The 14,174-nt window shown below is 40.7% G+C and carries 10 protein-coding genes; 6 read left to right on the top strand and 4 right to left on the bottom strand.

Annotation, left to right across the window (positions count from 1 at the left end; all coding sequences use genetic code 11):
• Positions 1-42 precede the first annotated feature (42 nt).
• Complete coding sequence (locus tag U859_RS0103215) at positions 43-699, top strand: hypothetical protein (RefSeq protein ID WP_162799846.1); 657 nt, start codon at positions 43-45, stop codon at positions 697-699.
• A gap of 97 nt (positions 700-796) precedes the next feature.
• Here the strand turns inward: U859_RS0103215 and U859_RS0103210 are convergent, their stop codons facing one another.
• Positions 797-1,210: a VOC family protein gene (locus U859_RS0103210; protein ID WP_025141995.1), complete on the bottom strand. Its 414-nt coding sequence runs from the start codon at positions 1,208-1,210 to the stop codon at positions 797-799.
• 434 nt (positions 1,211-1,644) lie between these two features.
• Here U859_RS0103210 and U859_RS0103200 point away from each other — a divergent pair, with 434 nt between their 5' ends.
• The 3 genes from U859_RS0103200 to U859_RS0103185 all read left to right on the top strand — a co-directional run bounded on the left by U859_RS0103200 (position 1,645) and on the right by U859_RS0103185 (position 5,805).
• Complete coding sequence (locus U859_RS0103200; protein WP_025141994.1) at positions 1,645-3,396, top strand: RICIN domain-containing protein; 1,752 nt, start codon at positions 1,645-1,647, stop codon at positions 3,394-3,396.
• Between the two features lie 623 nt (positions 3,397-4,019).
• Positions 4,020-4,838, top strand: coding sequence for an SDR family NAD(P)-dependent oxidoreductase (locus U859_RS0103190; RefSeq protein ID WP_025141993.1), 819 nt, complete (start codon positions 4,020-4,022; stop codon positions 4,836-4,838).
• Positions 4,839-4,914: 76 nt separating this feature from the next.
• Positions 4,915-5,805 (top strand): helix-turn-helix domain-containing protein, encoded by an 891-nt coding sequence (locus U859_RS0103185; protein ID WP_025141992.1) that lies wholly within the window; start codon positions 4,915-4,917, stop codon positions 5,803-5,805.
• A 68-nt stretch (positions 5,806-5,873) separates the two neighbouring features.
• On the opposite strand, the gene U859_RS0103180 is transcribed toward U859_RS0103185, so the two are convergent.
• From U859_RS0103180 to U859_RS0103170, 3 genes are all read right to left on the bottom strand, one after another.
• Complete coding sequence (locus tag U859_RS0103180) at positions 5,874-6,437, bottom strand: Crp/Fnr family transcriptional regulator (RefSeq protein ID WP_025141991.1); 564 nt, start codon at positions 6,435-6,437, stop codon at positions 5,874-5,876.
• Positions 6,438-7,310: 873 nt separating this feature from the next.
• Entirely contained in the window at positions 7,311-8,990 is a 1,680-nt protein-coding gene (locus tag U859_RS0103175; RefSeq protein WP_025141990.1) for a RagB/SusD family nutrient uptake outer membrane protein, read from the bottom strand.
• Between the two features lie 12 nt (positions 8,991-9,002).
• Entirely contained in the window at positions 9,003-12,080 is a 3,078-nt protein-coding gene (locus U859_RS0103170) for a SusC/RagA family TonB-linked outer membrane protein (RefSeq protein WP_025141989.1), read from the bottom strand.
• A gap of 218 nt (positions 12,081-12,298) precedes the next feature.
• Here U859_RS0103170 and U859_RS32450 point away from each other — a divergent pair, with 218 nt between their 5' ends.
• Both U859_RS32450 and U859_RS0103160 read left to right on the top strand, forming a co-directional pair.
• The gene (locus tag U859_RS32450) at positions 12,299-12,424 is read left to right on the top strand and encodes a hypothetical protein (protein WP_262496781.1); all 126 of its coding nucleotides are present in this window, start codon (positions 12,299-12,301) and stop codon (positions 12,422-12,424) included.
• 142 nt (positions 12,425-12,566) lie between these two features.
• Positions 12,567-14,102, top strand: coding sequence for a SulP family inorganic anion transporter (locus U859_RS0103160; RefSeq protein WP_025141988.1), 1,536 nt, complete (start codon positions 12,567-12,569; stop codon positions 14,100-14,102).
• Positions 14,103-14,174 lie beyond the last annotated feature (72 nt).

The following is a 14,174-nucleotide window of genomic DNA, read 5'->3' as shown; positions in this document are numbered from 1 at the left end:
GTCAAATTCAGCACATTCTTATTAAAATCATAAAAAGGTAATATGCTCAACAGATATATGCTTACTGTTATCCTGTTTTTAACGACAGGAATCTCATTTGCCCAAATAAAAGGCACTTACGTTTATTCCGCGGGCGTAGATGCTGGCACACGGACACTGACTTTTAATGGCTCGGGTTTCAGAGATCAATCAACTGGCCATGTGAGCGACAAGTATGGTGAGGGATCATTTAGAATGGATAATGATCATCTTTACCTGAACTATTTTAAGTTAGAGGATAAAGATTCATCTACCTATAAAATCACCACCAGTGAGGAGCTTTACGAATACACCTATATCTTTGTTCAGGCGTTTGATGGTAAAACGCCGATGAATGGCGTACAGGTTGCTTTAAGGGATGGAGAATTTAATATTGTTTTTGCCGCAGACTCGATGTCGGAAGGGAAAACTAGTTTGCGGGTGGATAAAGCTGAAAAAATCCAATATTTCACTGTCGATTTTATAGGTTATAACCGTGTAATCATCCCTTTTAGTAGATTTCGACAAAAGAGAAGCGATGTATTTGTTGATTTTAAGCCACAGCGTACCATGATTGAACCACCGCGCACGGAGGCTTATAAAATGGTTAAATCAGATCACAATAATTTAATCCTGATTAATTCAGAGGGAATAAAATTCTTATTTATTAAGCGCAAGTGATCTTTTACTGGTGCCAGCCTGTTGCTGGTATCAAAATAGAAAATCAAAGGGCAAGCACGAAAATCCGCTACTTGCCCTTTATAATTTAATATACAGCTTACCCCTGATGCTCTGGCATGCCGTTCGGATCCATCCATACATATTCCCAATGGTGGCCATCCAGGTCATCAAAACTGTGCTGGTACATAAATCCATAATCTGTAGCCGGGTTTGGTATGGTTGCACCTGCAGCCACGGCTTTATCTACCATTTCGTTCACTGCATCTTTACTATCGGCCGATAGTGCGATTGAACATTCTATTGCTTTGCTGGTATCTACAATTTCTTTTGTAGTAAAAGTCTGGAAAAAGGTTCTGGTGAGCAGCATCACGTAAATCGTATCGCTGATGATCATACAGGTTGCTTTTTCGTCGGTAAATTGTGGATTAAAGGTATAACCGAGTTTGGTAAAAAATTCTACTGATTTGTTAAGGTCACTAACAGCCAGGTTTACAAAAATTTGAGTTGCCATATTTGTTTTCTTATTTAGTTTATTCAAAGATACAGGCATTACCTATAGGTGTTAACGTGCAAAAACGACAAGTTAAGGGGTTATATGCGACGGATGTGATGCCGCCGCAATTTGAGTTATCTACTTTCGCAAAACCTTACTTTCTGCAGTTGCCTGAATCGAAAGTAGTAAAATAAAGTGTCTACGCAATCCTCCGTATTTTCCATGCGTCCGTGGCTTTAATAATCTCTTAATGATCCTTTATTTTAACCACAAAGAACGCAAGAGAAGGGTGCAGAGGGCACAGAGCTGGCTGGCTATTCAAGATTTATTCCATCTTCCATCATACGATCTCTCAACAGCAGTTACAGCACTATTTTGCATTTACTCATTAATGATGATTCCTGCCGAAATTTAATTAAATACATTTAACCAAATTTAATATTCCATCCCACATGTCGTTTAAACCTTTAGCCAATCAGAGCTATTATCTGATTGCGAAGCATAGTGCAAAGGCACTTGGCTTTGCCAACACCAATCTCGGAACCGGATTGATCCAGATGAAATTCGACCCCGACAATAAACAACAGCAATTTCGGTTTGATTTTGGGAATAATTTCCATTGGATTTTGATGGAGCCCTATAAAGAGCGTTTTTTAGCCATACATAATAGTTCGAAAGATGACGGGGTACATCCGATTTCCTGGCATTGGGAACCCAACAAAGCCAACCTGCATTTCAGGTTTATACCGGCAGGGGACGGATATTACCGCATCATGAACCTAAACAGTGGTAAATACCTGGATGTATATGGCTTAAGTACTGCTGATAACGCTGAAGTGGTGCAGCATCGTTTAACCACTACCGATAACCAGCTTTTTAAACCTGTAGCTGTAATCAACCAGCCTGCCGACGATAATCCGACATCCTTTGTAGAGATTAACGAAATGGCTCATACCGCTGCTTTAGGGCTTATCGGCGCAATACCCGAAGTTGGTGGAGGGCTTAAAGTTATTGTTGAACACTTTTGGAGTAAGGAAGATAAACTGGCCAATCTTTGGGAGCAAATGAAGGTTTATGTGGATGCGCGGATCAGGGAGCTGATTAAAGAATCGCAGTTGAAACAGCTCAAAGAAATGCTCGAAGGGCAATTGAAAAGCCTTGCAGAAATCAACACCGATAGCGGTTTAAAGGGGGGTAAAATCAATGATGTAGTTTTAAGTATTGTAAGAAGAGAACCCCATTTTCTGCACCAATCGAAAGAAGTGTTGCCTTACCTGGTGGGTTTAGGTACTTTAATGATTGCCCTTAGGCACATGATGGTAACGAAGTATGAAGACCTTTATGGTGTTGAAGCCACCGATGAGATTAAAGCCAATAACCTTCGGAAACTAAAAGCCTCAATAAAAGAATATAGTAAGGAGGTAGAGAAAAGCAGAAAAGCTGTGATGGATTTCAGAATGGCACAGGTAAAAGACAGGAGAGATTATACCATTGAAGGAAAAGGTAAATTTCCACGCGATACCTATGTTTCTGAAGCGGTTGATACCTACGACGGCTGGAAAATGGAATGGAAGTTTACTTCCAATAGAATTGGCGACGAAAATTATAAACAACTTGCCGGAAATGCTGCTGAGCAACGTAAAAACCAGGTAAGGGTTCAATATGCCACTGAACTCGACGAATTTTTACTTCCTGCTAAACTCTGGAAGTATTTTGATCCGGAACATGAAGCATATAAAGAAACCATTAACAGTAAAACAACAGGATTATTTGGCGGGCCATATAAAACAACAGAATTTAAAGGGAAAGAGAATGGTGTAATCAGTAAAATAAAAATATACGCTGAAGCTGGCGTATTATGCGGACTGGAAGTATTTTACGATGGAAGCGAAACTTCTGACGGGTTAAAGGGAAAAGCCGGCAGTTCGGTTGAAACCTTAACGCTTGGCACTGGCGAATACATCAACCACGTAATCGGCTACTTCAATCGCCATGTGGATGGCCTTTGGTTTAGTACCCAAAAAGCAAGTACCGCTGGTGGCGGCAGCATTGGCAACACTTATTTCACAGCCGATCTTAGCGACGGATTTAACCCTAAACTGGTAAATATTTCAGGATACCACAGTGCACAACAGATAGAGCAGTTAAATTTCCATTGGCAGTATAAAGATTTTCCATTGTCGAAATACATACCTAAAGCTTAAACCATTTTATAAGGTGTTTGAATAATTTAGATCAGGCCGTTACGATTACCATGTCGTAGCGGCCTTTTATGTAAATTCTCCCCGCAGATTTAAGATGATAAAAAGCGCAGCTTAAACAGCTTTTAAAAGCAGGTTGTAATCGTCTGATCGCCATTTCGAACGGTTAGTTTTTTAGCAAACCATTGAAGTGGGCGATGATGGATTCCAATTTGGTCGTCTTTCCCGCGTAGGCGGGAATGTTAATGCACAATAAAAGCCTGGTTAAAGCATTACGATTCTGCTAGTCGGGAGTACAAATCCCGACCAACGGGTTAATCACGATTTTTACCAGGCCATTGTTAAATAGCCCTGATGGCAGTGAAATCCCTTTTGGGAAAAGATGATTTTTTCTCCAGAGCAAGTTTCTCCAAAAGGATTGAACAAACAGCAGGACGGAACCCAACCCATAAGCACAAAAAATTGCGCTCCGAAAAAATGTGCTGATGCTTTTAAACCTGGAACTTGTCATCGAATACATACTTTATTATAACCTCCCTTAAAATGTGCTAATACTTCCGTGTTTTGTATAAACGGCTCTCAGGTGGCCGCAATACCTTTGTTATCAATATTTAACAAAGAAAAAAATGTCGAAAATAATTTTAATTACCGGTGCCTCCCGTGGCTTTGGTAAAATCTGGGCCAAGGCCCTTTTAGAACGTGGCGATAAAGTTGCCGCAACCGCAAGAAATACTAAAGATTTAAACGACCTGGTTGAAGCTTATGGCGATGCGGTACTTCCGCTTCAGTTGGATGTGAACGATAGAGACGCTGCATTTGCAACAATAGATAAGGTTAAACAACATTTCGGCCGTATTGATGTATTGATCAACAATGCTGGTTTTGGTTTATTTGGCGCTATTGAAGAAACAACTGAGCAACAGGCCCGCGCACAAATGGAAACCAACTTTTTTGGTCTGCTTTGGGTAACACAGGCAGTAGTGCCGGTAATGCGCGAACAAAAAAGTGGTCACATTATTCAGGTATCGAGCTTTTTAGGCCTGGTAACGCTACCTGTACTGGGCTTATACAACGCTTCTAAATATGCGGTTAACGGTTTAAGCGAAACATTGGCTGCTGAAGTAAAGGGTTTTGGCATTAACGTGAGTTTAATCGAACCAAACGGTTTTTCTACAGACTGGTCTGGAGCTTCTGCTTTCCAAACAGAACCTCTGGAAGTGTATGCGCCAATTAAACAGGCATTTGCCGAAGGTGCAACACCTGATACCTGGGGTAAACCAGAAGCTACAGCGCCAGCGGTATTGGCATTGATTGATAGCGAAAACCCTCCTTTACATTTCCTATTGGGAAAGGTTGCATATCCTGGAGTTAAAAAGGTTTATGCAGAGCGTTTGGCCGAGTTTGAAGAGTGGGCAACGGTATCTGCCGATGCGCACGGTCATTAATCAATCATAATAAAGCTTATTAAATACAAGCTATGCAGGTAATTGTGTAGCTTGTATCCGCTATCATTTTAAGGGCATGAAACATTTTAAAAGTTTAATCGAGCTGCACAAGGCAAATGGATTTCCACCGCCTGCACACCCGCAGTTTAGCATCTATCAATGCAACCGCCAATGTTCCATTGGCGACAGGGAATTTACGAGCGATTTTTATATGATCGGCTTTAAAAAGGTGTTGGCGGGGCATATTCTTTACGGGCGTACAAAATACGATCACGAAAGTGGTTCAATGATGTTTTTTAAGCCTAACCAGTTAGTGGAAATGAAAAACCTCGAACTGGATGAAGATGGCTTTTTGATTTTTATTCACGAAGACTTCCTGAACGGGCATATCCTGCACGATGTGATTAAAAAATACCACTATTTCGATTACGAGGCCAATGAAGCATTGCACCTCTCGCCAAGCGAAGAGGCCACTGTATGGGAACTTTATCATAAAATTGAAACCGAGTACAACAATAACCAGGATGAATACAGCCGGGAACTGATTTTGGCCAATGTAGATACCATGTTGAAATACAGTCAGCGGTTTTACAAAAGACAATTCCTTAACCGGGCAGAAGTTTCGGGCAAAACGGTAACCAGATTTAACGAAGAGATAAACAATTATGTTGCCAAGGGATTATTGGCGAGTAAAGGATTACCTTCGGTAAATTATATGGCCGAACGGTTAAATATTTCTGCCGGTTATTTATCTGATGTATTAAAACAGGAAAGCGGAAAAACAGCCCTCGAACATATTCATATTTATTTAATATCCGAAGCTAAAAACCGCCTGATAGGAGAGAATAGATCGGTTTCGGAGATTGCTTATGCATTGGGATTTGAAAACCTGTCTTATTTCTCGCGTTTATTTAAAAAGGAAGTAGGCATTAGTCCGAATGTATTTAAAAAGCAATTGTTGAATTAGTTGGATAGCTTTCCTAAGCGTTTCGTTATACCGAACTTGTTTCAGTATCCATCGTGGTATAGTTTGTTTTAAACCGTAAACCTGCTTAAAGTTTCCCGCGAAACACCCAAATAAGAGGCGAGTAAAGATTTTGGTACCCTTTGAAACAAAGCAGGATATTGTTTCAGCAACTGTTCGTAACGTTGTTGGGCATTGGAGGTGAGTAATGATAAAATACGACGCTGAGATCCGATATGGCCAAAGTTTGCTTTCTGCAGGAAAAAATGCTCCATCTTTTGCAGTCCGGCACATAATTTACGGTAATCTTTAAGGGTAAAGCAGCATACTTCAGTATCCTCCAGGCATTCTAAACTCATGGTTGCCTTGCTTTGTGTAAAATAGGCCAGGTAATCACTTTCCCACCAATCTTCCATGGCGAACGAAACGATATGCTGTTTCCCCGAATCGTCGGTATGCACCAGTTTTAAAAGCCCCGAAACTACAAAGTAAGAGTACTTTACATTTTCTCCCTCCTGAATAAGGAATTGATGTTTTTTGAACTTTTTAGTGATGAAATGCGCTTCTACAAAAGCAAATTCGTCATCTGTTAATGGTACTATTTTTTCTATATGTGCTCTTAACTTGTGATGCATGGCTTGAGTGATAAAGATAAGGGGTATTTTTTATTTACCACTAAGGCACGAAGATGCAATTAGGTTTTTTACTTGTATGTTAACTTCGGGCGATTGTCTCCCGACTTTCCGATTCTTTTTAAAGTTAAACTTAGGGTTCCAGATCAATTCCATCATCCGTTTTACATTTTAAATCATTTCCTCACCATTAAGAAGTTAAGAAAATTAAGGTTTATTTATCTTCGGACGTCGGTCTCCCGACTTTCGGACTATTTAGGGCTTCGGATCAATTCCATCATCCGTTTTACATTTTAAATCATTTCTGACCATTAAGAAGTTAAGAAAATTAAGGTTTATTTATCTTCGGACGTTGGTCTCCCGACTTTCGGACTATTTAGGGCTTCGGATCAATTCCATCATTCGTTTTACATTTTAAATCATTTCCTCACCATAAGAAGTTAAGAAAATTAAGGTTTATTTATCTTCGGATGTCGGTCTCCCGACTTTCGGACTATTTAGGGCTTCGGATCAATTCCATCATCCGTTTTACATTTTAAATCATTTCCTCACCATTAAGAAGTTAAGAAAATTAAGGTTTATTTATCTTCGGACGTCGGTCTCCCGACTTTCGGACTATTTAGGGCTTCGGATCAATTCCATCATCCATTTTGCATTTTACATCATTTCTGACCATTAAGAAGTTAAGAAAATTAAGGTTTATTTATCTTCGGACGTCGGTCTCCCGACTTTCGGACTATTTACATTTTACATCATTTCTGACCATTAAGAAGTTAAGAAAATTAAGGTTTATTTGTCTTTGGACCTCCGACCTCTGTCTCCGGACTTTTCGGACTAAAAAAAAACGTCCCGATCTAAAATCGGGACGTTTTTTTTCTAATAACCTTTGGCCGATTGGGCCGCTTTTAAATTCGGGTTGCCATCTAAGGCCGCCTGAGGGTAAGGCATCAGTATAAATTTAGATTGCCATACACGTTCCTGCACCGGACTGTTGGTAATATCGTAAGTGGTTTTCATTACATCTTTAGCAATATTCCAGCGTCTGATATCAAAGAAACGCTGACCTTCTGCTGCCAGTTCGATGCGGCGTTCTTGTTGGATGAACGCTCTTAATTTTTCTTTCGTATTATAAGTAGCCTGAACTACAGCTGGCATTCCGGCTCTATCCCTGATGTCATCAAGTACGGCATAAATACTTGCGTCCGGACCGCTCAATTCGTTTTTAGCTTCAGCATAAGCCAAAAGAATTTCGGCGTACCTGATGATCGGGAAATCCTGTGCACCATCCCAATCGTTTTGTGTAAAGGCTGGGTCTACCAGTTTCTTAAAGTTGTAACCGGTTACACTATTGTTTCCGCCACCTTTCCCCCACGAAAATTTATAACCACTATCAAAGCGGCTCCAGGGTGTACCTGGGAATAGTATACTGGCATAAAGTCTGGTATCGCGGTTTTTAAATTCGTCTGCATAGGCTGCATTTGGCGTGCCGTTATTATAATTACTTGCCCTGGTAGTTGCACTAGGTGGCGTAAATGGATTACCACTTTTATCCCAGTAGGCGTTTACCATTTCCTGTGTAGGCGTAATAGAACTCCAGCCACCTAAATTGCCCGGAGGGAATAAGGTTCTTAAACCGTTGCCATATTCGTATGAGGAATTGGTGATGTTCTGAGAAACCAGGATATTTTCTTTACTGGTTCCCTCATTAATTTGCCAAAACTGTTGCTCGTAACTGGCTAAACCTTTATAAAATTTCTGTTTTTCAGCATCATTGGCAAAACTTACAAAAGTGCTAAAATCGTCCTGAGTATCGGCAGGTGCTAATGTACTTACCCTGAACAACTGATAACCTGCACCCATTACTTTTTGCGCACTGGTAACCGCATCGGCATATTTGCCATATTGTAACTGTATCCTGGTTAAAATGGCCCAGGCCGCACCGCTGGTAATTCTTCCGGTTTCAACAGTTGAGCCGCCCGGATAAGTTGCCGGAAGATCGGTAACTGCACTCTGGATTTCGGCAATGGCAAAGTTAATCACCTCGGCCTCTGGCGTTGGTGCTACTCCGGTTTCGTGCGGATCAGTATAAGCAACCTTTAATAATGGAACCGAACCGAATGTTCTCGCCAGATCGAAATAGGTTAATGCCCTTAAAACCCTTGCCTCGGCAATAAATCTTTTCATTAAATCGGCACCCATTGGAGTTTTGCCTACGTTATCAAGAAAATAATTGTATCTGCGGATATAAATATAGCGGCTATTATAACCCTGATCAAGTGTAGCATTTATATTTCCTGCAGCAATAGCGGTGGCATTACTTTCCCATGGATACTGGGCATAGGCATTATCAGAACCTCCATCATCATAGGCGTTATTAAAAGCATTATTTAAATAACCGTAACAGCCATTTAATGCTAAAGTGGCATCTTTTTGTGATTTCCAGAAGGTAGTGTTCGACGCCTGATCCTGTGGAACAAAATCGATTGCCGATTTTTTGCAGCTACTTATGGCGAAGCTGGCAAAAGTTAAACACGATATATATATTAATTTTTTCATAAAAAGCTTTTGTTAAAGGGTAAGGTTGATACCGAACGAATAGGTTTTTAATTGTGGGTAAGCTGCACGCTGAGAAGCCGCCTCCGGATCGAAATCCTTTAACCTTTTATCGCCACGGATGGTAAATGGATTATTGCTCGATGCATAAATCCTCAATCCCCTGATTTTAATTTTATCCAATACCGATTTTGGTAAGCTGTAACCCAGGGTTAACGATTTAATCCTTAAATAATCAGCGTTGAACAACCAGAAATCAGACTGTATCAGGTTCTGTGTATTATCACCAGATACCAAAACCCTTGGATAAGCAGCATTTGGATTCGGGTTGCCAGGTGTCCATCTATCTAAAACGTATTGTTTTGCACCTGCACCATTAAAAAATGCCTGCGATGCTTCGTTTTCCAGATACACTTTAACATCACTTACGCCATTGGCTAAAACCGAGAAATCGAAGTTTTTGTAATTGGCCGAAAAGTTAAGTCCGTAGATAAAGTAAGGAACATCATTGCCTACAATTACACGGTCGTCGCCATCAATTTTGTTGTCTCCATTTTGGTCTACATATTTAATATCACCTGCTTTAGTTCCGTTGGCCTGAAAAGCATGTGCTGCAACTTCTGCATTGCTGGTGAATAAACCATCTGACTGCAACATGTAAAATGAACCGATCGGTTGACCAACCCTGTTGATATAATATCCGCTTGGTGGCGTTTCTGATGCACCGCCTAAACTTTCAACCTTATTCCAGATTTTGCTCAGGTTACCACCGATTGAATATTTAAAATCGTTGATCTGTCCGCTATAGGTTAATGAAAGTTCAAAACCCCTGTTTCTCACCTGACCAAGGTTGATAGAAGGATATTGGGTTTTAAGGGGATCTGTATCACTAACTAAACCTGCTTCAGCCGGTATGGTTGGATCTGTTAATAAAATATCGTTGGTTAAACGGTCAAAGGCATCAACCTGAAGACTCAGTTTTTTAAAGAGGTTAACATCCAAACCAATATTGGTCATATTGATCTTTTCCCATGATAATCTTGGATTATAGATTTTATTAGGGAAAACACCATCTTGTTTAGATTCATCCAGGATAACCGCAGTTCCGGTTTTTAAACCATCGAAATAATCGTAATTGCCCACGTTATTTACGTTACCCAGTTTACCCCAGGAAGCACGGAGTTTCAGTTCCGAAATCCAGCTGATGCTTTTCATGAAATCTTCCTGTGAGATTCTCCATGCACCCGAAAATGATGGATACGCACCCCAGCGGTGACCAGGTGCAAATTGAGAAGATGCATCAAGCCTTACACTGGCCTCAAACAGATAGCGATCGTTATAAGCATAGTTAAACCTGCCAAATACAGATTCGAAAGCCTTTTGCTGGATACTACCGGATGAGGTGGTATTTAAAGGATCGCTTGAACCACCGTCTATTGCATTTAAATCGTTACTTACAAAGTTCTTGCGGATGGTTTTGATCACCCTGGTGTTGTTGTTCTCGTAAGAAGCACCGGCCAATAACTTGGCATAATGTTTATCAATTGTTTTTTCGTAGCTGGCCGTTGCCTGGGTTAACAAACGACCGATATTTTGCCATTCTTCCGTAAGCTGATTGGTATTTACTGCCGTTCCGCTAAGTGGAGCACCGGTATTAAAATCCAGAATAGGATCAATGGTACTGATAAATGCGCTATTTACGGTGTTGTAGAAATTGTACGAAACCAAACCACTGATCTCTAAACCTTTTATCGGGGTATAGGTTCCGTTTAAGTTACCAATAAAACGGTTGGTATTATATGAATTACGACCACCTTCTTCGAGTTTCCTAAGGGTATTGGTTGCAGCCGAGGTTCCATCTATTTTACCACCGTTCATACTGCCCCAGTTACCGTTGGTCTGTTTATTTACCACTAAAGGCGTAAGTCTGTTTAAACTGGTAAAATCTATCAATCCGTTTGTGTTGTCGAAACCATCACGGATAAACGAAATGTTGGTTCCAACTTTAAATTTGTCGCTCACCTGTGTTTCGGTATTGGCCCTTAACGAGTAGCGTGTTAAATCTTTTCCCGGAACCAGTGAGTTTTGGTTAAAATAGGCCCCACTTAAATAATACCTGGTTTTATCCCCGCCAGAAACATTAATGGCATGTTCCATTACCGGAGCAGTATTTCTTAAGGTTAAAGCATACCAATCGTTATCAGGGAAACGATCCGGATCTGATTGATTCTGGATCTTGGCTAAATCGCCTGCCGAGAATACCGGAGCTTTATTTGCGTTGGCAGCAGCCTCATTACGCAAGGTGGCATAATCATAAGCACCAACCCAGTTTGGTAAAACCGTTGCCGATTGGATGCCATAATAAGCATTGTAATTAATGGTCATTTCGCCTTTTTTACCTCTTTTAGTGGTAATTAACACTACACCATAAGCAGCCCTCGAACCATAAATGGCAGAAGCCGAAGCATCTTTCAGGATCGAAATGTTTTCTACATCATTGGTATTGATGCGTGCAAAATCGCCTGAACTTACAATCACTCCATCTACTACGAAAAGTGGCTCTGAAGAGCCTAAATTACCGCGTCCACGTACGTTAATGGTCCCAATGTTGCCCCCAACATCACCTGGCGTAGCTTTAATGGCCATACCTGGTACGGCACCCTGCAAGGCGTTCGTAAGCGAAGTAACCGGACGGTTAACAATGTTTTTGGTGTCTACCGTGTTTACTGAACCAGATAAGTTTACCTTTTTCTGCGTGCCGTAACCCACTACTACCACCTCGTTTAGCGATTTGGTAGATGAAGTAAGCACTACATTTAATGTGGTTTTGCCATTAACAGGCACATCCTGTGGATTGTAACCAATAAAAGAGATTGTTAAAATAGCATCTGCCGGAGCGTTGATTGAGAATTTACCGTCGGGTGTGGTACTTACAGCAGTGCTGGTTCCCTTAATCATTACGGTTGCACCTGGTACAGTTCCTCCATCACTATCCTTTACAACGCCGGTAATTTTTACCTGCGCAAAGGCCAAAAGAGAGAACATTAAAAACAAGCCGGTTAGAAGGGCTTGCCTTTTTTTTAATTTGTTCATGGTTATTTGTTTTGTTAGTTAATAGTTTATTTGCCGGTTTTGAACGGCTGAAGCCGTAATTTAGAAATGAAACCAGCCGCTGTCAAATAAATGGGTGGTCAAACTCCACGCAAACGTTTGTGAAAAGTTTCGGATATGACCCCATATGGAATTAAAGGCCATCATGGTGAAATGGTATCCATAACAAATGTAAAAGTGACAATTAATACATGGCTGTTATGTTTGTACATACTAAGAATAAAGTGCTAAAGCAGGTAATTGCAGCGGTAGCAATGCTCAATATGTATCGGTCGGGCTATAAAACTGGTGATGCCCGTTTAAACTCCGCGCAACCGTTTGATTAGTGATGTATTAAATGCCTTATAAATTGATTTACTGTGCTAACCGCAGCCATAATCTGCTCTGGTTTAGGTGGGGGAAGGATTAATTTAAATATTATATTACAATAAAACCGGATATTTGCCTGCGCTAAACATTCCATTATAAATGAAACCTTACCTGCAGCTTTTCGATTTCTCGAAGAAAATTAACTATAAAACCGAAATTCTTGCGGGTTTAACGGTTGCCATGACAATGATCCCTGAATCATTATCATTTGCTATCCTGGCTGGTTTTCCTCCGTTAACAGGTCTTTACGCCGCTTTTATAATGGGTTTAGTAACAGCTGTTTTGGGTGGAAGGTCAGGTTTGGTTTCTGGCGGGGCAGGGGCAACGGTAATTGTACTCATCGCCTTAATGAAAACCCAGGGTTTAGAATATGTTTTTGCTGCGGTAGCACTGGCAGGTGTAATCCAAATTTTGGTCGGACTGTTTAAACTCGGCAAATTTGTAAGGCTCGTTCCGCAACCGGTAATGTTTGGTTTTGTGAATGGTTTGGCCGTGATCATTTTTATGTCGCAATTAGAACAGTTTAAAACCCTGGTTAATGGTAGAGTAGAATGGTTAAGCGGTTCACCTTTATATATTATGCTTGCCCTCGTTTTACTTACCGTGGCCATTGTGATTATCCTCCCAAAAATAACAAAAGCCGTTCCCGCATCTTTAGTGGCCATCATCGTGGTTTTTTTGATCGTGCTTTGCTTTGGTATCGATACCAAACTGGTTAAGAATATCTCCTCTGTAAGCGGTGGTTTTCCTCCCTTCCATATCCCCAAAGTGCCGTTGAATCTGGACGTGCTTAAAATTATTTTTCCTTATTCGCTTATTATGGCCGGTGTGGGCTTAACAGAGGGATTACTTACTTTAAACCTGGTTGATGAAATTACCGAAACTAAGGGCAACTCTAACAGAGAAAGTATTGCCCAGGGCATTGCCAATATATTAAATGGTTTTTTTACAGGGATGGGCGGTTGTCCGATGATTGCGCAAACACTGGTAAACCTTTCAGCAGGAGCAAGGGCCAGGTTATCCGGCATTATTGCTGCGTTAACCATACTGTTGATCATTTTAATTGGCGCTCCGGTGATCGACCGAGTGCCGATGGCAGCATTGGTTGGTGTAATGATGATGGTAGCCATTGGTACCTTTGAATGGATGAGCTTTAAGGTGATTAATAAAATGCCTAAACAGGATATCATTATTGGGATTTTGGTAGCGGTAATTACCGTTTGGCTGCATAACCTTGCCCTGGCGGTATTAATTGGTGTAATTATTTCGGCACTTGTTTTTGCATGGCAAAGCTCTAAACGGATAAGGGCCGGTAAATATATTGATGCAGATGGTGTAAAACACTATGAAATATTTGGACCATTGTTTTTTGGCTCGGTGGCCAATTTTAACGAACTGTTCGATGTTGCTGAAGATCCTGTAACGGTAACCGTTGATTTTAAAAACAGCCGGGTTTTTGATATGTCGGGTATAGATGCGCTGAACAAACTCACCGAAAGGTACCGCTCAGCCAATAAAAAACTGCAGTTAAAGCACCTCAGCGAAGACTGTAAGCGTCTTCTTAAAAATGCCGATGAAATTATTGAGGTAAATATTATCGAAGATCCAATTTATCGTGTAGCTACAGAACGATAATTTAACCAGTTAACAATTAATGTATTAAACCGTTTCTAACGTGCACAAAGCTTTTCGTGTAATATTAATTCT

The sequence above is a fragment of the Pedobacter jeongneungensis genome, assembly GCF_000633455.1.
In the GTDB taxonomy this organism is placed as follows: Bacteria; Bacteroidota; Bacteroidia; order Sphingobacteriales; family Sphingobacteriaceae; genus Pedobacter; species Pedobacter jeongneungensis_A.
The sequence above is the reverse complement of the archived record's forward strand: the minus strand, read 5'-3'. Positions and strand labels throughout refer to the sequence as shown.